The sequence below is a fragment of the Bdellovibrio sp. genome (genome assembly GCF_047637665.1).
Lineage (GTDB): Bacteria > Bdellovibrionota > Bdellovibrionia > Bdellovibrionales > Bdellovibrionaceae > Bdellovibrio.
Window position 1 is genome coordinate 35,590 of record NZ_JBLJBT010000005.1, and the last position, 21,485, is coordinate 57,074.

Below are 21,485 nucleotides of genomic sequence, written 5' to 3' on the forward strand. Positions count from 1 at the left end.
TTTGTGGTATGTCCCAGAGGGGATAGGAAGGTATTATGAAAAAGAATCTAACTATAGCAGCTCTTTCTCTTTCTTTTTTAGCAATGACCAGTTGTGGTCCCAAAGCATTCGTCAAAGGACAATATGACGATGTCAATCGTGAGAATCTTTTAAATGACCAATGGTCTGAAACAGATATGCAAAAAGCTGTTCAAGATCTTGTTGCAAGTGTCATGGCTTCTCCGGCGATTGCGGGCGCTAAAAAAATGCCTGTGGTGATGGTCACCAATTTACAGAATAAAACCAGTGAACATATCGACACTCAAAGCATTATGGACATGGTTCGTGTCGAGCTTATGAAGTCTGGCAAAGTGGGATTCGTGGATAAAGAGGCGCGCCAAGATATCTCTGACGAGTATAACTATCAGAACTCGGGCATGGTGGCTGAGGATTCCAAAAAGGGTCCTGGCGGACAAGTGGGAGCAGACTTCATCATCAACGGACGTTTGGATTCCATCGTACAAGAGGTGGGTAAGGACAAGTCCGTGTACTACAAGCTGACACTGAATCTCACCAACTTGAAAACCAGCATGATCACTTGGTCTGATCAAAAACAGATTCGTAAGACATTTAAGAAGAAAACAATCGGTCTTTAATAGATGAAACTTTTTTTGCAAAGACTCACGCCTGTTGTGGGTCTTTTCTTGATTCTTTCTCTTTCGGGCTGTGCCACCTACCAAAATAAAGTTCAAGAGGCACGGGATGCCCTGACTCGTCGTGAATACACCACAGCTTTAAATGATCTGAAGCCTTTGGCGGAAAAAGAAGGGGATGATCAACTGGTTTATCTCTTGGACTATGGCGTGGCTTTGCAGATTGCGGGAAAGATCAAAGAAAGCAATGAAGTATTTTTGAGAGCCGATCGCCTGGCGGAGCAAGTGGACTATCAGTCCGTTTCGCGATTTGCCGGTTCTTTAGCGCTCAACGAAGAGATGGTTCAATACAAAGGCGACACTTTTGAAAAGATCTTTGTAAATGCCTACTTGGCCATGAACTTTCTGGAGTTGGGGCAACTGGACGACGCCTTGGTAGAAGCTCGTCGTATTAATGAAAAATATTTGAAATATCGAGCTGATGAGAAAAAGAAATTCGAACTGAACTCTTTCAGTAAGTATCTTTCGGCACTGATTTGGGAAGCCAGTCGTAGTTATGATGATGCTTATATTGCCTACAACGAGGCTTATAAGATTGATCCTACTATTGCGACGATTCATGAAGATCTTGTGCGCTCTGCGAAGTTGGCACGTCGTATGGATTCCTATCAGGATTGGAAAAAAAAGTTCCCAGAAGTGAAGGAAGATCCTGCTTGGTATGACAAGAACCTTGGCGAACTTGTTGTGATTTATCAACAGGGTTGGGGGCCGCGAAAGGTGCCCAGTCGAAGTGAATACCGGTTTCCAGCCTTGATGCCTGTTTATAGTGAAACTCAAAAAGCACGATTGACCGTTGCTAACAAATCTTATCTGAGTCGAGAGGTTTACGATGTTCAAGGTGCGGCGATTGAGACCTTGAAGGATGATCAGGGAATTTTGGTGGCCAAACGCCTGTCGGGTCTTGCCACGAAGGCAGTATTGTCTGATCAAGTGCGCCAGAAAAATGAACTCTTAGGAAATCTAACATGGATCGCGCTGAATATCGCCGATCGTGCGGATGTTCGGCAGTGGTCCACGCTGCCACAAACGATTCAGACGATTCGTCTTCCCCTCGCACCGGGACAATATCAACTGCACCTGGAGGGTCTAAATGCCTCTGAGGCATTGACGGGCGAAAATCTTGAGGGCCAAGTGGTCGATATCAAGGCCGGACAGAAGAAGTTTATTATTTGGCGTTCGTTAAAATAGAAAAGCGGAAGAAATCTGAGAATAAAAAAAGGCTCTGTAAATACAGAGCCTTTTTATTTGCACGAGAGTGTATAAAACTCAACAAACGGTCTTAGTTGTTCAACAAAGAAGAACCAGGAAGGTTTGGAGTTTCGTCATCTTGTTGAAGACCAGGAAGAACCGTTGCTTTTTCAGCAGCGACTTTAGCAGTCGTGTCTGTGTTGTAGCGAGTTGCAGCAGTTGCAACGCGGTTTTCCAAGTTTTGTTTAACGCTGTCAGTAGAAGCGTGCTCAACAACTGTGTTTACTTGCTGCTTAGTCATGTAGTCCTGAGGGAACGCGCCAAGCTTAGCCAAGTAACCAGAGATGCTTCCGTTACCGTTCTGGATGATTTCGCGAAGAGTGAAAAGAGGAGCATATTGAGATGCCTTCTTTTCTGCTTCGAAAATGATCTGAGTCAAAGTAGCAGCAGTGATATCGTTTTTAGACTTATTATCGATAACCATTACTTCTTCGTTTGTGCGGATCATTTTAGCGATATCATCAAGAGTCACGTAGCAGCTTTGCTGAGTGTCGTAGAGTTTGCGATTCTGATAGCGCTTGATGATTTTAACTTTAGAATTTGGCTTCGATGTCATTGTTTCGTTTTGGTTGATCAAAGTGCCTCCCAATTTGAAATTTCCCCAAAGTCTCAAGGAGATAAGCTGCTTTATGATTCAGCGTCCCCCTGTAGATGGGCGCAACCTATCCCTGCCGCCACCCCTTGTCAAGGGGTCCTCAGGCCAAAAGAAAAGACTTTAAGCGTCATATATTCTGCAAACTGCCATTCGTTTTTAATTATTTAACAGACCTTTGTCTAAAGTTTTCCTCTAAGGCCGCCGAAAGGTATGAGTATAGGCCGTCGTTTCGGGAAAGAATTTAATGAAAAATGAAGAAAAACAAGAGTTTAAGTCTTCTGGAGTCCTGGCCCTGTTGGGTTTGGTCGGCTTTTCTGCAGCGATTATAGCGACCCCGTGGAATCGCCAAATGCAGGACTCTCGGGCCGAGATCGCCCTTCAAAAAGCTGAGGTCGTTGGCTACCAGGTCGTGCAAATTTATCGCGAAGCGGCAAAAAATTCTCATACATCAGGTCGAAATCCCGCGTCGGTAGAGGAGGCCTCCACGGCCGAAAACCTCCGCAGCACGGGCCTTATGGGCACAGATCCTTGGGGAATGCCCTTCCGGTATCGAATTCTTTCATCCGATAAGGCGGGGCATGTGCGCATCCTTGTTTGGTCTTCAGGACCAAACAAGAAGGCAGAGACTGTCGCCTTGGATAATGAAGAGGTCGCGGTGACTGCGCAGCCCGTCTATTCCGGCGACGATGTCGGAGTCCTTTTGAGTGTGACTCAGAATTAGACAACTTTCGAATCTCGATCAAGGTCTCGATGAGGTCCTGACTTATCAAGGAAATCTCAAAATACGCCGATCAGCCTAGTGACCAAGGAGATCTAATGTTTCCATTCACTAGGACTGCGATAATCCTCCCTCTTATAGCGACTCTCACAGCTTGCGCGACGCTCACTCCGAACGAGTCTGACAAAGCCCCTTATTACGAAGCATCATTTGATGATAAGAACAGAGCTCCTGCGTCTTTTGCTCCTCCGGTCGTATCGCAAGATGGAAACGCAACATTAGACCCTCTCTATCTACGCACTCAGGCTGATTACTATTTCGCGATGGGTGAGGCCTACAGTCTGGAGGGCAATACGGCAAAGGCTGTGGAGTCTTTCAAAATGACTTTGATTTATGATCAAGAGTCTCCGGCTGTGCACATGCGTTTGGCGGCAGAATATCTGAAGCAAGGTCTGATCTCCGAGTCTTTGACGCAAGCTGAAGAAGCTGTCAGCAAAGACCCTAAAAACGTGGATGCGTATTTGTTGTTAGGCGGTTTGTATTCTTCTTTGAAGATGTACCCCAAAGCGATGGACCAATACACGAAGGTGATGAAGCTTCAGCCTGAAAACACGGAAGCACCTCTATATATTGGAGCCTTGTATTCAGAGCAAAAGCAGTACGACAAAGCGGTGAAGTATTTTGAGTCTTTAGCTAAGAACGCCGACTATGCCACGCCCTATTTAGCGCATTACTATATCGGCCGTGTTCGCATGGATCAACCGGAGGCGAAATACCAAAAGGCTGCGGAAGAGTCCTTCAAGAAGGCCTTGCACTTGAAACCGGACTTTGCGGATGCCGTTCTTTCTTTGGGAGCGTTGTACACGAAGCAGAAGAAGGAAGACAAAGCCATTACGATGTATCGCGAATTCCAAAAAGAGAATAATCCAAGTCCTCGTGTGGCGGAAATTCTTGCGCAAACTTATATTGAGCGCGGTGACTATGAAAAAGCTTATGAACAACTCGAAGTTGTAGAAAATGATTCTGACGAACCGCTCAATGTTCGCATGAAGATGGCTTTGATCCTTATTGAGCAGAAACGTTATGACTTGGCCTCTCAGAAGTTGGAGGAGGTTCTTAAGGAAGCTCCTGAGTCTGACAAGGTTCGCTTCTATCTCGCGGCGGTCTATGAAGAGACCAACCAACATGAAAAAGCCGTGAAAGAATATGTTAAAATTCCAGTGACCAGTACTTACTATGGAGAATCCGTGGTTCATGCCGCGTATCTTCTTAAGGGAATGGGCCGCTTGAGTGAAGCTTTGGAAGTGGCGGCGAAGGGTTTAAAAGAGCGCCAAGATCAGCCGCAGGTTTTTGCCATGTACGCGTCTTTGTTGGATGAAAAGAACGACTATAAAGGGGCGGCGAAGATTTTAGAGCAAGGTTTGGTGAAGTTCCCAGAAAATGCTCAGTTGCGTTTTTACTATGGCACGATCAACGACCGTATGGGGAATAAAGATGTGGTCGTTAGTGAAATGAAGAAAGTTTTAGAGATCGACCCGAACCATGTGCAAGGCATGAACTACTTGGCGTTCACGTGGGCTGAGATGGGAATGTATCTGCCGGATGCCGAAAAGCTGGCGCGCAGAGCTTTGGAGTTGGAACCTAAGGACGGTTATGTTTTAGATACTTTGGGTTGGATCTTGTACAAGCAGAATAAGTACACAGAGTCGATCAAGTTCCTCGAGGCAGCTCATAAGTATCAATCCACGGTCAGCATTATCGCTGAACACTTGGGAGATGCCTATTATAAGCAAGCGATGGTTGATAAAGCGAAAAAGATGTACCGTAAAGCCGTGGATCTTGAGACTGACAAAAAGAAGGTTGAAGAGATTCGAAGCAAAATCTTCGCAATTGAAAAACAAGAGCTTTCAACGCCTCGATTGCCCGCGTCTGTTGAAACACCTATTGCCGGACAGGGGCAGTAAAACCGCGTTGATTCATTTCAACGTAAGCAAAATGATTTGCATAAAACAAAAGAGGGAGTGTGACCAGAAGTCCCACTCCCTTTGTCATTCCAGAAATCAAAATCAACAGTCCGAAATAAAAGCTGAGTGCAAAATAAAGTCGAAAATTTTTTAGCGAGGCGAGGCCGACAATGTCGATGGCTTTGGCAAGGCTCTCGTTTCGTTCAGAGTGCAAACGAAGGGCCTGGCTTAAAACTAGATAGAAATAGACCGCCAGGATCAGGAGTCCCAAAGACATCGGAGCTGTGGCAAGAAGGGTTTGTGGACTTTCTAAAATTCCCAAAGCGGATCCCAAGAGGACGCTGGTGGGTAAAAGGATCAGGCTTGTGATCAGGTAGGGGATCCACTCTTTGCGAAGAAATTGAGAATGAGGACGCCAAGAAGCGGTGACAACAAGATTTCGAGCCACTTCCTGGAATATGAGGATTCCAAAGGACATCACAAAAGCGCTTCCCCAGGGAATATAACGAACCAGAAAAATGAAAAAAGTGGCGAGGGCCCCTAAAATAAGGCTGTTCTTCCAGGAGCTATTTAACTGATTCAAGGCTTGTTTAAAAGAATTCATTTCTCTATGCTAAGGCAATGAATACAAGGATCAATTATTTTCTCTTTTTGTTTTTAACCCTTTTCCTTTCTGGTTGTGTCACTAAGATGGTGAAAGAGGGGGTTTACCAAAAAGCTCAATGGGAAACCAAAGCTTTGATTAAGAACCTAAGAGAAGATAAAACACAGTCACTCAATATAGATATCTATGCCGTGAAGAACGAGCGTGCCCGTTTTGAGATCTCGGCGATCTTGGGATATCAGGTGGCAAGTTTGGTGATGAGTCCCACCGAGATCTCTTATATTATTTATCCGCAGAAGACTTTCTTTTATGGAAGAAACTCTGAAACAGCGTTCAGTCGTATGATTGATCTTCCATTGCATCCTATGAATCTTGCAAATATTGCTTTTGAAGAGCCTGTGCGCGGGCCTGGATGGAAATGCACTTTAGACAACTTAGGTTGGCTCTCTCAATGTGAGAATGTTCAAAAGAAAATTCGTGTCGAATGGTTGAGTCGCAATGAGGGACAGAAGAGAGTCGTCATTACGGCCCCGCAATTCGAAATGCAGTGGCAATTTTCAAGTCCCCAGACCGACGTCCAGTTCAAATCTGAGCTGTTCACTTTGAAACAACCCTCGGGATTCAAAGCAATACAAATAAATTAAATTCCTCGTTAACCGTCTAGTAATGAGGCATAATCTAACGAAGTAGGTGTGTCACCAAACACCCGGGGGAGAGATTATGGCCTCTAAGATTGATCTTCATTCGTTGGTAACTAATTGGCAAAATTCGAGCGCGCATGCGAAAGAACACTGGAGTGGTTCTTTTGAGGAATATCTCGGCCTTGTCAAACAGAATCCAAAAATCACAAGAAACGCTTATCAACGTATGTATGACATGATCGTTGAAGAGGGCACGGAAACGTATATCGACTTTAAAAAAGAAGTCGTTCGTTACAGATTCTTTGATGATGTCCACAACAACGGCAAAGATGCTGTCTTCGGACTCGATGTGCAGCTAATGAAATTGGTGAATGTCTTAAAGGCCGCAGCCTTGGGATACGGAACTGAAAAGCGTGTGATTCTTCTGCATGGCCCCGTGGGAAGTGCGAAGTCCACAATCTGCCGGATGTTGAAAAAAGGTCTTGAGCGCTACTCTCACTCTAAGGGCGGTGCCCTTTATACTTTTGAGTGGATCGATGAAAAATTAGAACTCGATGGTCTTCTTGGAAAGGGCGTTAAAGTTTTCCAATCTCCCATGAATGAAGAGCCCCTTCTTTTGATTCCCGAAGAATTGCGTGCGCAAGTTTTTGAGTCCTTGAACAAGGGTCAAGAGGGGACTTATCGTGTGCAAGTCGAAGGGGAGCTCAGCCCTCCTTCGCGTTTTATCTTTAAAGCTTTGATGGAGCGTTACGACGGCGACTTGATGAGAGTGCTTTCTCACGTCCGAGTCCGTCGCCTCTTTATTTCAGAAGCAGATCGTATCGGCATCGGTACGTTCCAGCCTAAAGATGAAAAGAACCAAGACTCGACAGAGTTAACCGGCGATATCAACTATCGTAAGATCGCTGAATACGGATCTGATTCAGATCCTCGCGCGTTCAACTTTGACGGTGAGTTCAACGTCGCCAATCGCGGCATGATTGAGTTCGTCGAGGTGCTCAAACTGGATGTGGCTTTCCTGTACGATCTTTTGGGAGCTTCTCAAGAGCATCGTGTGAAGCCTAAGAAGTTTGCGCAGACCCATATTGATGAAGTGATTATCGGTCACACGAATGAGCCGGAATACCGTCGTCTTCAAGACAACGAGTTCATGGAAGCTCTTCGTGACCGTACAGTGAAAATTGATATTCCTTATATCACTCGTTGGAGAGACGAAATCAATATCTATAAGCGTGATTTCAACTCGCAAAAGGTGCGTGGTATCAGTATTGCCCCTCACACGGTGGAAATGGCCGCGATGTGGGCGATTCTGACTCGTTTGGAAAAACCGAAAAAAGCCAATTTGACTCGCTTACAAAAGCTGAAACTGTATAACGGTAAAACGTTGGCGAACTATACTGAGGACAATGTGCGGGAGCTTCGTAAAGAAACTCAGCGTGAGGGTCTTGAGGGAATTTCGGCTCGTTATATCCAAGATAAACTTTCAAATGCTCTGGTGGCGGCTCAACAATCCAACAAAGGTTCTGTGAATCCCTTCATGGTCTTTAAGGAGCTGGAGTCGGGTTTGAAAAATCACTCGTTGATTTCCAGCGAAGAATTGAAGACCGAATACAAAGAACTCTTGGGTGTGGTCATGCAGGAGTACGAAGAGATCATCAAGGCGGAAGTGCAAAGAGCCATCAGTGCTGATGAAAGTGCGATGCAAAGACTTTGCGCGAACTACATTGATAATGTGAAGGCTTACACTCAGCGCGAAAAGGTGCGTAACCAGTTTACTGGAAACGATGAGGAGCCCGATGAGCGTCTGATGAGATCCATCGAAGAGAAGATTGAGATTCCCGAGTCGCGTAAGGATGATTTCCGACGTGAGATCATGAACTATATCGGCGCCTTGGCTTTGGAAGGCAAGAAGTTCAACTATAAGATGAACGAACGCTTGCACAAAGCGATTGAACTCAAACTCTTTGAAGATCAAAAAGACAGCATCAAGCTCACCACATTGGTGAGCAACGTGGCTGACAAGGACACTCAAGAGAAGATTGATATTGTTAAAACTCGTCTCATCAAGGACTTCGGATACGATGAGATCTCTGCGACAGACGTGTTACACTATGTTGCGAGTATCTTCGCCCGAGGGGACGTAAAGAATAAATAATGTCTATACGGGAAGACCATAATAGATTTAGAGAGATCGTCAAAGGCAAGGTCAAAGAGGACCTTCGCAAGTACGTCTCCCAAGGTGAGATGATCGGGAAGCGTGAGGATGAGTACGTAAAAATTCCGCTTCCTCGCATCGACATTCCGAACTTCCGCTACGGCCCCAAACAACAAGGGGGCGTGGGTCAGGGAGAAGGTCAACCCGGACAAGACGTGGGAGATCCTGGTGAGGGCGGACAAGGTCAAGCTGGCGAAGCGCCGGGCGAGCATCTTGTCGAAGTTGAATTGAGCATGGAAGAATTGGCCGACATTCTGGGTGAGAAATTACAGCTCCCGCGGATTGAACCTAAAGGGGCCAAGAACATTGATTCGATGAAAACGAAGTTCACAGGGCTTGCTCCGGTGGGTCCTGAAGGACTTCGTCATTTCAAATCCTCTTACAAAAGAGCGTTGAAGCGCATGGTGGGGGCTGGGACTTACGATCCTGAAGAACCTCTGGTTCTGCCAATCCGCCGTGATATGCAGTACAAGTCCTTCAAAAAAGTGCAGCAACCGCAAACACAAGCGGTGGTGATTTATATGATGGACGTCTCGGGAAGTATGGGAGACGAGCAGAAAGAAATCGTGCGCTTGGAAAGTTTTTGGATCAATACGTGGCTGAAGAAACATTACAAGGGCCTTGAGACGCGTTTTATTATCCACGACGCCGCAGCGAAAGAAGTCGACGAAGACACGTTCTTTAGAACCAGCGAATCGGGGGGAACTTTGATCAGTTCCGCCTACAAGCTGTGCCAAGAAATTATTTTGAAAGACTATCCTGTCCAGGATTGGAATATCTATCCGTTCCATTTTAGCGATGGAGACAACTGGTCAGGCGAGGACACGCGTTTGTGTATCAAGATGCTGACGGAGTTCTTTCTTCCGAACTGCAACGTCTTTAGTTACGGACAGGTGGAAAGTAAGTACGGAAGCGGTCAGTTCCTCAAAGACTTACAAAAGGAAATCGGCGCCGACGAACGCCTGACGTTGAGTCAGATCGAAAGCCGCGACAAAATCCTAGACTCAATCAAAGATTTCCTAGGCAAAGGCCGCTAACCCGAAAGGTACGCCGTACCTTTTTGAAGTGCGCTGCGACATTGGGACTAGGTGAGAGTTCGAGAAGTGGAGTAACGATGGCCAACTTAACACCGGAATTGGAAGCTGAAAGAAAAAGAATCTGCCAAATCGCCAAAGATGCGGGCTTGGATTTCTTTGAGACAATCTTTGAGCTGATCACCTACGACCAAATCAATCAGTTTGCGGCCTACGGCGGATTTCCTGTTCGCTATCCGCACTGGAAATTTGGAATGGAGTATGAACATCTCTCCAAGAGTTATGAATACGGTCTTTCGAAAATCTACGAAATGGTGATCAATACCGATCCTTGTTACGCGTACCTCATGGAGGGGAACGCGATGATGGATCAAAAGCTCGTCATGGCCCATGTGTACGGTCACTGTGATTTCTTTAAGAACAATATTTGGTTTTCAAAAACCAATCGCAAAATGATGGACCAAATGGCGAATCATGCCACGCGCATTCGTCGTTATATGGATCGTTATGGCCAGGACACCGTTGAGAACTTCATCGATGTTTGTTTGAGTTTGGAAAATCTGATTGATCGCTACAGTCCCTATGTGGAAAAGTCTGTGACTAAGTCCGAAGAGTCGAGGCCTCAAGAGCCGAACTATCTTCTTCGTGTTGATAGATCCTATATGCGGGACTATATCAACCCGCCGTCTTTCGTAGAAGAACAGCGGAAGAAAGCGGAAGAAGAAGCAATACAAAAAGCCCAAAGATTTCCTCGGGAGCCCGAGAAGGACGTATTAAACTTCTTTATTCATCATGCTCCGCTGACGGATTGGCAGCAGGACGTGTTGTCGATCATTCGTGACGAGGCTTATTATTTCTCTCCTCAAGGAATGACGAAGACGATGAACGAGGGATGGGCCTCCTATTGGCATTCAAAGCTGATGACGACGAAGATCTTGAATGATTCTGAGATTATTGATTTTGCCGATCATCACAGCGGAACAATGGCGATGGCTCCGAACGGTTACAATCCCTACAAGGTAGGAATCGAACTTTTCCGTGACATCGAAGAGAGATGGAATAAGGGTCAGTTCGGTCGTGAGTGGGAAGAGTGCGACGATGTTCGTGAGCGTAAGAACTGGAATCGAGATTTGCGCCTGGGTCGCGAAAAAATCTTTGAAGTTCGTAAGGTCTGCAATGACGTGACCTTCATCGATCAGTTCCTCACTGAAGACTTCTGTGTGCGCAATAAGTTGTTTGTCTATAAATTCAATAAAAAGACCAATAAATTTGAAGTCGACACCAAGGATTTTAAGGCCATCAAAGCGCAGTTGTTGTTTCATATGACGAACTTTGGACAGCCTATTATTCGGATTGAGGATGCCAACTTTGAGAATCGTGGAGAGCTTCTTTTAACTCATCTTCACGAAGGTATTGATATGCAGCCCGACTTTATGAGTGAGACGTTGAAGAATGTCTTCAGGATGTGGAAGCGCCCAGTCAATATTGCAACGGTCATGGATGAAACTCCGCAGCTTTTTAGATTTGATGGGAAGGAGTATACTCAGCACAAGCTAGGCCAAGAGCCGAGCCCGAATCCCGCAAATGAAGAAAAGCAAGGGACATGAAGAATACTCGTTTAGTTTACAGTACTGACCCCAAAGACAACGTTCGCTGCCCTCAGTGTAAAGAGCTGAAAGGGGAATGCCAGTGTCGTCCCCAAGACAGCATGGAGGGAGCGCAGTTTACAGTGGTGTTTCGTTTAGAGAAAGGCGGGCGCGGCGGAAAAACCGTCACAGTTATGGATGGTTTCCCTCGCAATGAGGACTATTTAAAGACACTGGCGAAAGAGCTCAAAGCAAAATGTGGCGTGGGTGGGACTCACACTTTATCCGACAAAAGTGGTATAATTGAAATACAAGGTGACAAAAGGGATCAACTTAAGAAGATACTTGAGGGTAAGAAGATCAAGTACAAAGGTGTATAAATCTGGACCCACTGGATCTTGAATTTTAAAGATGATCGCGAGATGCTACAAAATATGAATATGTTTACTACGACCAATCCCTTAAGAGGTGCGGACTTGGCTGCCAAAAAGATTGTTATCGTTGATGACTATGAAGAAAGCTGCAAGCTTCTGGCGGAAATCCTAGGCTCAACCTACGAATGCTCGTACACCTCAGACAGTTCAGCTGCCGTGAAGCTTATTAATGATAAAAGACCGGATTTGATTCTGCTGGATTATAAAATGCCGGGAGTCATGGGCGTGGATGTTTGCCGTATGGTTCGCGAAAGTGAATCAACGAAAAACACACCGATTATTTTTGTGTCGGGTGCTGCGACGATTGATGAAAGAATCAAAGCCTTTGAGACGGGTGCGGATGACTTTATTTCTAAGCCGTTCCACGTTAAAGAGTTGGTTTTGAGAATCAAAGCTCGTCTTTCCGATAAAGAGCCGGAAATGGCTTCCGAGTTGATTGCGGCAAATCTGCGTATGAACCTTCTTTCGCGACAAGTTTTTGTTGATAATGAAGAAGTCGGTTTAACGCCGAAACAGTTTGATATTTTGAAGCTGCTTGTGGCAGCTAAAAATAATCTTGTGACTCGTGAGAAATGTTTGACGGAAATTTGGGGTGATACCGAAGTGACGTCCCGAAACGTAGACTCGCAGATCAACTATCTCAAACGCAAAATTCAGAAATTCAATGGCCGCATCGTTGCGGTGCCATCCTTGGGCTATCGCTTAGAAGTTCAAGATTAATAAAAACCCGGCCAGCTGCCGGGACCAAGGTCCAGAGCGCGCATATTATAAAGAAAGCACCCGTCAGCGCCGATAAGTAGGTGATGCGTTTTCTAGTCATTTTTCTATCTCTAAATTTTCTTTTTGCAGCACCTCTTTGTTGGGCGATCCCACCGGAAGTTCTGTGTAATCAGGATCTTTTGGAAGATCTTGAAGGGTTTCAGAAGGACAAGATTCAAGAGATCTGTTCGCAGGCGGGTCAGTACGAAGACTCTTTGCTTCCAGATCAAAATGCCACGACGTCGGGAAAGTTCCGTGAAGGAAAGACAGCGACGTACGATTACACGGACTTTTTTAAGAGCTTCACAAAGTCCCTAGGATCCATCCATCGTGGAGAGAAGTGTGAGCCGCAAAAAGACAGCGACACGCGTGTTGCTTATCCCAGCCTCAATCTTGAAAAGACAGCGGCCGGAACCATTCCCGTTTCCGTGGTCAGCGAAGAAGAGCTAAATAAGATTTTTGACGAGTTCTCCAAAGACCCGAAATATGCCTTTGATATCCCCGAAAACGGCTGTTGGGCCCGAGCTCATTTGATGGCTCGTGAGTTTGAGAAACGTGGAATTCGCGTGGCGAAGATGTTTGTCGAGGGAACGTTGGTTGTGCAAACCAAAAAAGCTCTGAATGGTGAGGGTGTTGTTTGGACTTATCATGTCGCTCCGATGGTTGCTGTTCAGACGGCCAAGGGTGTGGAGATGAGGATCTTGGATCCCTCTTTATTTGAAAAACCCGTTCCTGTAAAAACCTGGACAGACAAAATGTTGCCAGCTCCCGAATTAAAGGAAGATGTGCAGATCTACGTCACAGATCGTTTTGTTTTAGATCCTCTTCGCGGGGAGAGTATGAAATCGATCAAAGAGGATCCTTCGCGAGGACGCTGGCATATGGCTGAGGTCGTGATGGCGGAACAAGAGTTGGAAGAGCGACGCATGGACTCGGAAGATCGTAAAGAGTGGCGTCAAAAAAAACTGATCCCCTCATTTGAGCAAGGAGCCTTTTCACAATGAAGCTCTTCTTAACCACCCTGGCATTTCTTCTTGGAAGTTCGGCGTTTGCAGAAGAGCCGACTGTAAAGCCACATTCCTTTATTGATGTGGTTTATAAAATTAAAACTCAGAACGGAAAATCGCTTATCACTTTTTATCGAGCACCCACGTTGTATGAGGTTCCCGAAGTCAAAGACATGACCTTGTTGAGAAAACTAGAAGCAAGTCAAAAAGATAAAAAGCCGATTCGGGTCACCGTGGACCCGTTGACACGTAAAATCCTGTCGATCAAAGCCCCTTAAGCGCGGGGCCCTTTCTTAGAGAAACTTTTGTGCGATTTTTTGTGTGAACTCTTGCCGTGAGGGGGGCCCTTCTTTTCGGGGCGGTTGCCAGCACGAAAGCGGTTCTTGGCTTTGTTCTCAAGGCGTTGTCCTTCCAAGATGGCTTTGGCTTTTCCCGGGCTCAAGACCGCCGCCTTGGCAATAGCCTCCGAATGATAAGGATGATCGGTGACAAGCTCTACGGTCTGACGAGTGACTTTTTCTACGGCGAACATGAACGATCGTTCTTCCGCTGTACAGAAAGAAATGGACTGTCCCGAAGCTCCGGCGCGCGCCGTTCTTCCGATACGGTGAACGTAACTTTCAGGAATATGCGGCATCTCCAGGTTGATCACGTGAGTGATGCCATCGATATCAATTCCGCGAGCAGCAATATCAGTCGCGACCAGTACGCGAACATCTCCGTTGCGGAAGTCTTCAAGAGCGCGTTGACGAGCGGACTGAGATTTATCGCCATGAATGCCGGCCGCTTGGATGCCTGCTTTGACCAGTTTATCGACAACGCGGTTGGCTCCGTACTTCATTTGCACGAACACGAGAACCTTGTAAAGGTCGTTGTCTTTCAGAAGGTGAAGAAGAAGATCCAATTTATCTTTCTTTTCCACATACATCACTTTTTGTTCGACTTTTTCAGCCGTCGAAGAAGTGGGTGTCACTTCCACCTTTTTGGGACGAATTAAAATTGTTTCGGCCAGCTTTTGAATTTCTGGCGGCATTGTTGCAGAAAAGAAAAGATTGTGGCGACGTTTCGGCAAAAGAGGAAGGATGCGTTTAATGTCTTGCATGAATCCCATGTCCAGCATGCGATCAGCTTCATCCAAAACAAAGATATCAACCTTATCCAGGCGCAGAAATTTTTGCTGAAATAAATCCAAAAGTCGTCCCGGAGTGGCGACTAAAATATCTACGCCCTCTTGCAAGGCGCGCACTTGCGGGTTTTGTCCAACGCCGCCATAGATCACCGCATGTTTAAGTTTCAAGTGGCTGCCATAGGCCTTGATATTGTCATAAATTTGAATTGCGAGTTCTCGAGTTGGAGTCAAAATCAAGGCCCGAGGACACTTGGGCTCGGGACGAGAGGTGTAGCGAGTCAGGTTTTGCAGAATGGGCAGCGAGAAGGCCGCTGTTTTTCCAGTTCCTGTTTGGGCAATACCAAGAAGATCTTGTCCCTCAAGAATAACAGGAATAGCTGCCAACTGAATGGGAGTTGGGGTTTCATATCCTGCTTCTTTTAACGAAAATTGAAGAGGGGCGATCAGGGGAAGGTCAGTGAATTTTGTCTTTGTCATCAACTGGGATTTGTAACAGGGTGGCAGAACTAGCGCAAGGCCGATTTCTTGAGCGCAGTTTTGAGCAATTTTTGCACGGCCCAGAGGATGTCTTTGTTGTAGCCGAAGATCTCTGGAACCCTCTTAACGTCCAACCACTCCACACCTTTGTGATAAGAGGCGTCCTCCACTTTATGAGGGGGGCTCCACTCTTGATCTAGAACGCCCACATAAAAGACTGTGCGACAGGCGTGGATATTGCCGTTCCAAAGAAAGTCATATTTGCGCTCAAAGGCGGTTTCTTCCAAAATTCGTACTTTATAGCCCGTTTCTTCCAGGCATTCTCGCGCGGCGGCCTCGATCGAGGACTCCCCCTCTTCGAGACCCCCTCCGGGAACAAAGAAGTACGGCGTTTGGGATGTGGGATCCACGGCGTGAAATCCCAAAATTTTATTCTTATGAACAACAATCACCGAGGTGCGATCGCGAAAGATTTTTTGTGTTTTAGAGGCCTTGTGTTCTTCGCGGCGATTTTGGAAAAAACTTTGCAAAAGAGCGGCGCAGTCGGGGGCAAGGACTCCGGCGGTGACTTCCACTTGATGATTTAAGCGAGAGTCATTCAAAACATTATAGAGACTCTCAATAGCGCCCCCCTTGGGATCGGAAGCTCCATAGACCACGCGCTTCAGACGAGCTTGTTGAATGGCGCCCGCACACATCACGCAGGGTTCAAGGGTTACATACAGGGTGCAATCACTCAGACGCCAGTTGTGTTTTTTCTGAGAGGCCTTATGAAGAGCAAACAGTTCCGCGTGACCCAGGGGAGTTTGTTGTCTTTCGCGAGTGTTGATCGCCCAAGACACCAATCCGTCAGGTCCTACGAGTAAAGCCGCGATCGGAACTTCGTTCTTCTCGGCGGCTTTTTTGGCAAGGCGAAGGGCCTTGCCCATCCATTTCACATCTTCAGCAGAAAAACTCACTAGGACTCCTCAGAGATTCTTTCGCGAAGTTTGACAGGTTCGGAAGGCTTTTTCTTACGCATGCGAATGTTGAGCATCTCAACTCCGACTGAAAATGCCATCGCGAAATAGACATAGCCTTTGGGGATATGCACTTCCAGGGATTCGACGATCAAAGTAAAACCAATCATCAACAAGAAGCTCAAGGCCAAGATTTTCAAGGACGGGTGGGCGTCGACAAAATTGCTGATGGGTTTTGCGGCAAACATCATCACCAGTGTTGAGGCGATGACTGCGGCGACCATCACGGAAATTTCACTCACCATACCCACCGCTGTGATCACGGAGTCCAAAGAGAACACGATATCGAGCAAAAGAATTTGTACGATCACTGCGTTGAAAGAGTGGGCCACGTGTCCCGATTGGCTGCCCTCCACACCTTCAAGTTTGTGATTGATCTCCATCGTACTTTTAACAATCAGGAAGAGACCTCCAAGAAGAAGGATCAGGTCGCGGCCGGAAATTTCCTGGTTGAATACTGAGAAAAGGGGTGCCGTCAGGCCAATAATCCACGACAAAGAGAGAAGCAGAAGGATGCGAGTCCCCACCGCCAGCCCCAAACCGGTGATGCGGGCTTTGTCCTGCTGGTCTTGCGGGAGCTTCCCGGCCAGGATCGAAATAAAGATGATATTGTCGATGCCGAGGACCAACTCCAGGGCAAACAGGGTGGCGAAGGCGATCCAAATTTGAGGGTTCGTTAGCATTTCCATTGTAAAAACAACTCCTTAAGGGGTGACCCAGTTATAAACTAATCTCACAGCCTTTCAATTTTGATTGCGATAAGATAATTCAACGCGTCAGGACCCCAAGGCTTGCCCCTTTTGTGCTGCTTTGTTATACACTTTCCTTCTTATTCCACTCAGAAGGGCAGGTGATTGTTGTGGCAATGGTAAAGATCAAAGACGGTGAGTCTTTTGAATCTGCGTTCAGAAAATTCAAAAAATCTTGCGAAAAAGCAGGAATTCTTTCTGAAGTTAAAAAACGCGAACACTTTGAAAAGCCCTCTGTAAGACTTAAAAAGAAGTCTATCGCAGCTCGTAAGCGCGCTGTGAAAAAATCTAGAAAAGGCTGGAACGACTAATTTTCCGATCTTACGGAATTTGGTTTTTATAAGAGGCGGCCTATGGTCGCCTCTGTTCTATGGAGGCTCTAATGGAAATCAGAGAAAAAATCACTGCGGATGTCAAAGCCGCGATGATCGCTAAGGAATCAGTTAAGTTGGGAGCTCTTCGTATGCTCCAAGCGGCGATCAAAAATCGTGAAATCGAACTTCGTCCCAACGCCATCACTGGTGAAGAAGTTATGGGCGTCGTTAAAAAGCTTGTAAAACAAAGAAAAGAATCTATCGATCAATTCCAACAAGCGGGTCGTCAGGATCTTGTCGATCAAGAAACTGCGGAATTGAAAGTTCTAGAAGTTTATTTGCCAGCGCAAATGAGCCGTGAACAGATCGAAGCTCTCGTAACAGAAGTGATCGCAGCATTGGGTGCAAAAACCGTGAAGGACATGGGTCCTGTGATGAAAGAAGTCATCGCAAAATCCGGTGGTGCCGCAGACAACAAAGTAGTGAGCGAAGTTATTAAATCTAAACTTGCTTAAGAAGGGGCTCTGAGGGCCTTTTCCTTTTAAGTTGTCGGAAGGTGCATGAGATTTTCTCAAGACTTTATCGAGAGAGTATCCGAGGCCAATAACCTCGTCGACATCATCTCTCAATATACTCAGCTTAAACAAAGTGGTAGCGGCCTTATGGGCCGCTGTCCGTTTCCAGATCACGTCGAAAAAACGGCGTCGTTCTCGGTTTCCGAGACCAAGCAGGTCTATCACTGCTTCGGTTGCCACAAAAGTGGCAACTTATTTTCCTTTCTGCGTGACTACCAAGGCATGAGTTTTCCCGAGGCCGTGGAGTATCTTGCCAATCGTGCCAGCATTCCAATGCCCGCTCCTGAAAAAGAGGATGAGGCCCGAGATCAGGTGGCTGAAAAAAAGAAGCTTTTGTTAAAAGTAAATAAGCTTGCGGCGACTTACTTTTCAGAACAGCTTCAACGTGTTCCCCATGATCATCCCGTGCGTAAATACATTGCCAGTCGTGGACTTTCCGCCGAGGTGATTGAAACCTTCGGTATCGGTTATGCGGTGGCCGAGTGGGATGGGCTTGAAAGGCATTTGGCCTCTAAGCAGGTGCCTATGGCTTTGGCGGAAGAAGCCCGTTTGGTGAAGGCGCGCAATAATAAATCCGGATACTTTGATATCTTTCGCGACCGCCTGATGTTCCCGATCTTCTCGGCGATGGGAGAGCCCATTGCTTTTGGTGGACGATACCTAGAGAAGAAAGAAAACGAACCTAAATATTTAAACTCTCCTGAAACTCCCGTTTTTATTAAGGGCAAAGTCCTTTACGGTCTTTCGCAAACGGCGCGCTATATTCGCAGTGAGGATATGGCCCTGATTGTGGAAGGTTATATGGATCTGGTGTCGCTGTACCAGGCGGGCATTCGCAATGTCGTGGCCACCATGGGAACGGCGTTGACGCCCGATCATGGTAAGATGCTCAAGCGTATGACGAAAAACGTGGTCGCGCTTTTTGACGGCGACTCTGCCGGGATGGAGGCTGCCGAGCGCAGTTTGCCGATTTTATTGGCGGCGGATCTTTATCCGAAAGGACTGACTCTTCCAAACAATATGGACCCCGATGATTATGTCAAAAAATACGGGGCCGAAGCGCTGAAGGCGGAGCTTGAGAAAGCACCGGATCTTTTTGTGATGATTTTAGCGCGTTGGATGGAGGGGTATCGGGGGGAGGCTTCTGAAAAAGTGAAGCTGGCAGATAAACTCAAGCCTCTTTTTGAGGTTGTTCCCGATCAGCGCCTGCGGGACCTTTATCTGGCTGAAGCGGCTCAAAAGATGAGCGTCACTCTTCCCTGGTTGCGTCAAGCTGTGGGGCTACAAAGCAGTGGGCCTGTATATTCACAAAATCGGCCTGCGATGAGTCGAACCATGCCCCAGGGGCCGGCGGCTAACCAAAAGCCCCCTGAAGAGGTGTCTCAACCTTCAGAGGGAGGCAAAATCAGCCTCAAGGGAGCCTCAAAGGCAGAGATTCTGCTATTAGGACTGGTACTCAAAAGTCGTGCCAATTTTGAGCAATTTTCGAATGAAAAACTCATCGAGAGTGTTGCTCATGAAGGAGTGAAAAAGATCCTCGAAAAGGCGACGGATGTGTATAGACAAGATCTCAATAAGTTTGATAAGTTGACCAGTCTGCTTGTCTCATACGTTGATCAGCCTGAATATTTATTCCAAGTGGGGCCGACTCCAGAGGCCGACCCAGGGTTCGACGAAGAGGCAGAGACGAAACTGCTGCGTGATTGCTTTAAGCGCGTGCGTGAAAATTTCTTACGGGAACAAGCAAAGCAATTGGCGAGAGATCTTAAAAACGAACCTAGTTCGGAAAAGTTGGAACAGATTATGAATATTCAGAGAAACCGAATCTCTCTGAATAAAGGGTAAAAGGCGGGGTATTGATGAAACCGAACCTACCAAACAAACAAGAGAAAGAGCCCGTAAAGGTTCTTTCTTTGCAGGAACAAGAAACGTTGATTAAAGAAGAAATTCAACGATTTCTGAAGCTTGCAAAGGAAAAAGGCGCGTTGACGATTGAAGAGATCAACGACCTTCTTCCGCCTGAAATTATCGCTCCTTCTGTCTTGGATTCCTTCATGCAGGGTCTTGAGGCTGGTGGTGTAGTTATTTCAGACTTGTCTGAAACTTCGAAAGAAGAAGAGGGCGAAGGAGCATTCCTTGAAAGCCCGGATTCTGATGACGAAGAAGTAGATGAAGAAGAAAAAGCTGAAAGCGAAGACGTTAAGGGGAACGACCCTGTTCGTCTTTATTTGCGTAAAATGGGTAGCGTCTCTCTTCTCACTCGTGAGGGTGAGGTTGAGATTGCTCGTCGTATTGAAAAAGGGGAGCGTGAAATCGTTCGTGCGATCCTTTTGTCCCCTCTGGGCACCTACGAGATCATTCAACTGGGTAAGCGTCTTGATGAAGGACGTATCAAAGTTAAATCGATCTTCCGTGGTCTTGAGGACGAAGATACTCAATACGATGAAAAGGAGTACATCGATAAGATCCATGAGCTTATCGGTAAAGTGACTGAGTACCAAAAGGCCGCTCAGAAGTACTTCGATGTTCTTCGTAAAGAAGAAACAAACACGCCGGCTCGTCAAGCGGCCATGAAAGAACTTGTTTTGATGAACGACAAGTTGATGGCGAACTTCGAGTCTGTGAACTTCAATCGTAAAACAATCAATCGCGTTGTGATTAAGTTTAAGAACTTGGTCAGCCGTATCGGAACTCTTCGTCGTCGCATTAAAGATGGCGTTGAACGCACGTTCTCTAAAGACGTGGCGGCGATGGCAGAGCGTATGAAGCTGATCGATGCGAATGAAAAAGAATTAACCAGAATGACTCGCGACACGGGTTTGAACTATCAGAAGTTCAAATCTTATGTGTTGCAGGCTCAAGAGGCTGAAAAGCGTATTAAGCGTTTGGACTCTGAGACTGAGATGAACCACAACTGGGTGAAGGAAACTTACACAGCGATCTGGAAAGGGGAGCGTGAGGCAGATGCGGCGAAATCAGAACTCGTCGAAGCGAACTTGCGTCTCGTGGTTTCTATCGCGAAGAAGTACACCAACCGCGGACTTCAGTTCTTGGATTTGATCCAGGAAGGTAACATCGGTTTGATGAAGGCCGTTGATAAGTTCGAATACCGTCGTGGTTATAAGTTCTCGACTTATGCGACTTGGTGGATCCGTCAGGCGATTACTCGTGCAATTGCCGATCAGGCGCGTACGATCCGTATCCCAGTGCATATGATCGAAACGATCAACAAGCTGGTTCGTACATCTCGCTATTTGATTCAAGAGTTGGGTCGTGAGCCCACCCCTGAAGAGATCGCGGATAAGATGGACATGCCGGTTGATAAGGTTCGCAAGGTCTTGAAGATCGCTAAAGAACCAATCTCTTTGGAAACTCCAGTGGGTGAAGAAGAAGATTCTCACTTAGGGGACTTTATCGAAGACAAAAAGGTGATCAATCCTGCGGAAGCGATTGTGAACCTGAACTTGGCGGAACAAACTCGCCGTGTTCTTTCGACTTTGACTCCAAGAGAAGAAAAAGTTCTGCGTATGCGTTTTGGTATCGGGGAAGAGTCAGACCATACTTTGGAAGAAGTGGGTCAGGACTTCAACGTGACTCGTGAACGTATCCGTCAGATCGAGGCCAAGGCTTTGAGAAAGCTGCGCCATCCTTCTCGCTCGAACAAACTCAAAGCGTTTGTCGACAGCTAGGATTTAGTAAAAATTGAATGCTAAAAAGGGGTCTTT

General features: G+C 46.5%; 21 protein-coding genes. 16 read left to right on the forward strand and 5 right to left on the reverse strand.

What is annotated here, in order from left to right:
* The first annotated feature begins 35 nt into the window (after window positions 1-35).
* Window positions 36-635 (forward strand): penicillin-binding protein activator LpoB, encoded by a 600-nt coding sequence (lpoB, locus tag ACM64D_RS00715; RefSeq protein WP_415061259.1) that lies wholly within the window; start codon window positions 36-38, stop codon window positions 633-635.
* A gap of 3 nt (window positions 636-638) precedes the next feature.
* Entirely contained in the window at window positions 639-1,880 is a 1,242-nt protein-coding gene (locus tag ACM64D_RS00720) for a COG3014 family protein (protein ID WP_415061260.1), read from the forward strand.
* A 91-nt stretch (window positions 1,881-1,971) separates the two neighbouring features.
* Here the strand turns inward: ACM64D_RS00720 and ACM64D_RS00725 are convergent, their stop codons facing one another.
* Complete coding sequence (locus ACM64D_RS00725) at window positions 1,972-2,496, reverse strand: polyhydroxyalkanoate synthesis regulator DNA-binding domain-containing protein (protein WP_415061261.1); 525 nt, start codon at window positions 2,494-2,496, stop codon at window positions 1,972-1,974.
* Window positions 2,497-2,779: 283 nt separating this feature from the next.
* Between ACM64D_RS00725 and ACM64D_RS00730 the strand changes: the two genes are divergently transcribed.
* Both ACM64D_RS00730 and ACM64D_RS00735 read left to right on the forward strand, forming a co-directional pair.
* Window positions 2,780-3,256: a hypothetical protein gene (locus tag ACM64D_RS00730; protein ID WP_415061262.1), complete on the forward strand. Its 477-nt coding sequence runs from the start codon at window positions 2,780-2,782 to the stop codon at window positions 3,254-3,256.
* A gap of 95 nt (window positions 3,257-3,351) precedes the next feature.
* Window positions 3,352-5,217, forward strand: a complete 1,866-nt coding sequence (locus tag ACM64D_RS00735; protein WP_415061263.1) for a tetratricopeptide repeat protein — start codon at window positions 3,352-3,354, stop codon at window positions 5,215-5,217.
* Here ACM64D_RS00735 and ACM64D_RS00740 read toward each other — a convergent pair.
* The gene (locus ACM64D_RS00740; protein ID WP_415061264.1) at window positions 5,195-5,821 is read right to left on the reverse strand and encodes a hypothetical protein; all 627 of its coding nucleotides are present in this window, start codon (window positions 5,819-5,821) and stop codon (window positions 5,195-5,197) included. The two genes, ACM64D_RS00735 and ACM64D_RS00740, sit on opposite strands and share 23 nt — an antisense overlap.
* Window positions 5,822-5,838: 17 nt before the next feature.
* Between ACM64D_RS00740 and ACM64D_RS00745 the strand changes: the two genes are divergently transcribed.
* From ACM64D_RS00745 to ACM64D_RS00780, 8 genes are all read left to right on the forward strand, one after another.
* Window positions 5,839-6,465, forward strand: a complete 627-nt coding sequence (locus ACM64D_RS00745) for a hypothetical protein (protein WP_415061265.1) — start codon at window positions 5,839-5,841, stop codon at window positions 6,463-6,465.
* Between the two features lie 76 nt (window positions 6,466-6,541).
* On the forward strand, window positions 6,542-8,617 hold the full coding sequence (locus ACM64D_RS00750; protein WP_415061266.1) for a PrkA family serine protein kinase: 2,076 nt from the start codon (window positions 6,542-6,544) through the stop codon (window positions 8,615-8,617).
* A complete protein-coding gene (locus tag ACM64D_RS00755) occupies window positions 8,617-9,714 on the forward strand; it encodes a DUF444 family protein (RefSeq protein WP_415061267.1) in 1,098 nt (365 codons plus the stop codon). Before ACM64D_RS00750 ends, ACM64D_RS00755 begins: the two co-directional genes overlap by 1 nt.
* Before the next feature lie 77 nt (window positions 9,715-9,791).
* On the forward strand, window positions 9,792-11,318 hold the full coding sequence (locus ACM64D_RS00760; protein ID WP_415061268.1) for a SpoVR family protein: 1,527 nt from the start codon (window positions 9,792-9,794) through the stop codon (window positions 11,316-11,318).
* The gene (locus ACM64D_RS00765; RefSeq protein WP_415061269.1) at window positions 11,315-11,677 is read left to right on the forward strand and encodes a translation initiation factor; all 363 of its coding nucleotides are present in this window, start codon (window positions 11,315-11,317) and stop codon (window positions 11,675-11,677) included. Before ACM64D_RS00760 ends, ACM64D_RS00765 begins: the two co-directional genes overlap by 4 nt.
* A gap of 60 nt (window positions 11,678-11,737) precedes the next feature.
* A complete protein-coding gene (locus tag ACM64D_RS00770) occupies window positions 11,738-12,451 on the forward strand; it encodes a response regulator transcription factor (protein ID WP_415061270.1) in 714 nt (237 codons plus the stop codon).
* A gap of 83 nt (window positions 12,452-12,534) precedes the next feature.
* On the forward strand, window positions 12,535-13,494 hold the full coding sequence (locus tag ACM64D_RS00775) for a protein-glutamine glutaminase family protein (protein WP_415061271.1): 960 nt from the start codon (window positions 12,535-12,537) through the stop codon (window positions 13,492-13,494).
* Window positions 13,491-13,775 (forward strand): hypothetical protein, encoded by a 285-nt coding sequence (locus tag ACM64D_RS00780; protein WP_415061272.1) that lies wholly within the window; start codon window positions 13,491-13,493, stop codon window positions 13,773-13,775. The genes ACM64D_RS00775 and ACM64D_RS00780 overlap by 4 nt, the downstream gene beginning before the upstream one ends.
* On the opposite strand, the gene ACM64D_RS00785 is transcribed toward ACM64D_RS00780, so the two are convergent.
* The 3 genes from ACM64D_RS00785 to ACM64D_RS00795 are packed head-to-tail and all read right to left on the reverse strand — an operon-like array spanning window position 13,772 to window position 16,811.
* Window positions 13,772-15,103, reverse strand: coding sequence for a DEAD/DEAH box helicase (locus tag ACM64D_RS00785; RefSeq protein WP_415061273.1), 1,332 nt, complete (start codon window positions 15,101-15,103; stop codon window positions 13,772-13,774). The two genes, ACM64D_RS00780 and ACM64D_RS00785, sit on opposite strands and share 4 nt — an antisense overlap.
* A gap of 29 nt (window positions 15,104-15,132) precedes the next feature.
* Window positions 15,133-16,062, reverse strand: a complete 930-nt coding sequence (tadA, locus tag ACM64D_RS00790) for a tRNA adenosine(34) deaminase TadA (protein ID WP_415061274.1) — start codon at window positions 16,060-16,062, stop codon at window positions 15,133-15,135.
* Complete coding sequence (locus tag ACM64D_RS00795) at window positions 16,062-16,811, reverse strand: TerC family protein (RefSeq protein ID WP_415061275.1); 750 nt, start codon at window positions 16,809-16,811, stop codon at window positions 16,062-16,064. Before ACM64D_RS00795 ends, tadA begins: the two co-directional genes overlap by 1 nt.
* 176 nt (window positions 16,812-16,987) lie before the next feature.
* On the opposite strand from ACM64D_RS00795, the gene rpsU reads away from it, so the two are divergent.
* The 4 genes from rpsU to rpoD all read left to right on the forward strand — a co-directional run bounded on the left by rpsU (window position 16,988) and on the right by rpoD (window position 21,449).
* Window positions 16,988-17,182, forward strand: coding sequence for a 30S ribosomal protein S21 (gene rpsU, locus ACM64D_RS00800; protein ID WP_407652927.1), 195 nt, complete (start codon window positions 16,988-16,990; stop codon window positions 17,180-17,182).
* A gap of 71 nt (window positions 17,183-17,253) precedes the next feature.
* Window positions 17,254-17,700, forward strand: coding sequence for a GatB/YqeY domain-containing protein (locus tag ACM64D_RS00805; protein WP_415061276.1), 447 nt, complete (start codon window positions 17,254-17,256; stop codon window positions 17,698-17,700).
* A gap of 45 nt (window positions 17,701-17,745) precedes the next feature.
* Window positions 17,746-19,605: a DNA primase gene (dnaG, locus tag ACM64D_RS00810; RefSeq protein ID WP_415061277.1), complete on the forward strand. Its 1,860-nt coding sequence runs from the start codon at window positions 17,746-17,748 to the stop codon at window positions 19,603-19,605.
* Between the two features lie 14 nt (window positions 19,606-19,619).
* On the forward strand, window positions 19,620-21,449 hold the full coding sequence (rpoD, locus tag ACM64D_RS00815) for an RNA polymerase sigma factor RpoD (protein ID WP_415061278.1): 1,830 nt from the start codon (window positions 19,620-19,622) through the stop codon (window positions 21,447-21,449).
* The last annotated feature ends 36 nt before the right edge of the window (window positions 21,450-21,485 follow it).

Coding starts and splice junctions, on each gene's coding strand:
- lpoB (WP_415061259.1), top strand. CDS start 36: ATGAAAAAGAATCTAACTATAGCAGCTCTTTCTCTTTCTTTTTTAGCA.
- ACM64D_RS00720 (WP_415061260.1), top strand. CDS start 639: ATGAAACTTTTTTTGCAAAGACTCACGCCTGTTGTGGGTCTTTTCTTG.
- ACM64D_RS00725 (WP_415061261.1), bottom strand. CDS start 2,496: ATGACATCGAAGCCAAATTCTAAAGTTAAAATCATCAAGCGCTATCAG.
- ACM64D_RS00730 (WP_415061262.1), top strand. CDS start 2,780: ATGAAAAATGAAGAAAAACAAGAGTTTAAGTCTTCTGGAGTCCTGGCC.
- ACM64D_RS00735 (WP_415061263.1), top strand. CDS start 3,352: ATGTTTCCATTCACTAGGACTGCGATAATCCTCCCTCTTATAGCGACT.
- ACM64D_RS00740 (WP_415061264.1), bottom strand. CDS start 5,821: ATGAATTCTTTTAAACAAGCCTTGAATCAGTTAAATAGCTCCTGGAAG.
- ACM64D_RS00745 (WP_415061265.1), top strand. CDS start 5,839: ATGAATACAAGGATCAATTATTTTCTCTTTTTGTTTTTAACCCTTTTC.
- ACM64D_RS00750 (WP_415061266.1), top strand. CDS start 6,542: ATGGCCTCTAAGATTGATCTTCATTCGTTGGTAACTAATTGGCAAAAT.
- ACM64D_RS00755 (WP_415061267.1), top strand. CDS start 8,617: ATGTCTATACGGGAAGACCATAATAGATTTAGAGAGATCGTCAAAGGC.
- ACM64D_RS00760 (WP_415061268.1), top strand. CDS start 9,792: ATGGCCAACTTAACACCGGAATTGGAAGCTGAAAGAAAAAGAATCTGC.
- ACM64D_RS00765 (WP_415061269.1), top strand. CDS start 11,315: ATGAAGAATACTCGTTTAGTTTACAGTACTGACCCCAAAGACAACGTT.
- ACM64D_RS00770 (WP_415061270.1), top strand. CDS start 11,738: ATGTTTACTACGACCAATCCCTTAAGAGGTGCGGACTTGGCTGCCAAA.
- ACM64D_RS00775 (WP_415061271.1), top strand. CDS start 12,535: ATGCGTTTTCTAGTCATTTTTCTATCTCTAAATTTTCTTTTTGCAGCA.
- ACM64D_RS00780 (WP_415061272.1), top strand. CDS start 13,491: ATGAAGCTCTTCTTAACCACCCTGGCATTTCTTCTTGGAAGTTCGGCG.
- ACM64D_RS00785 (WP_415061273.1), bottom strand. CDS start 15,103: ATGACAAAGACAAAATTCACTGACCTTCCCCTGATCGCCCCTCTTCAA.
- ACM64D_RS00795 (WP_415061275.1), bottom strand. CDS start 16,811: ATGGAAATGCTAACGAACCCTCAAATTTGGATCGCCTTCGCCACCCTG.
- rpsU (WP_407652927.1), top strand. CDS start 16,988: ATGGTAAAGATCAAAGACGGTGAGTCTTTTGAATCTGCGTTCAGAAAA.
- ACM64D_RS00805 (WP_415061276.1), top strand. CDS start 17,254: ATGGAAATCAGAGAAAAAATCACTGCGGATGTCAAAGCCGCGATGATC.
- dnaG (WP_415061277.1), top strand. CDS start 17,746: ATGAGATTTTCTCAAGACTTTATCGAGAGAGTATCCGAGGCCAATAAC.
- rpoD (WP_415061278.1), top strand. CDS start 19,620: ATGAAACCGAACCTACCAAACAAACAAGAGAAAGAGCCCGTAAAGGTT.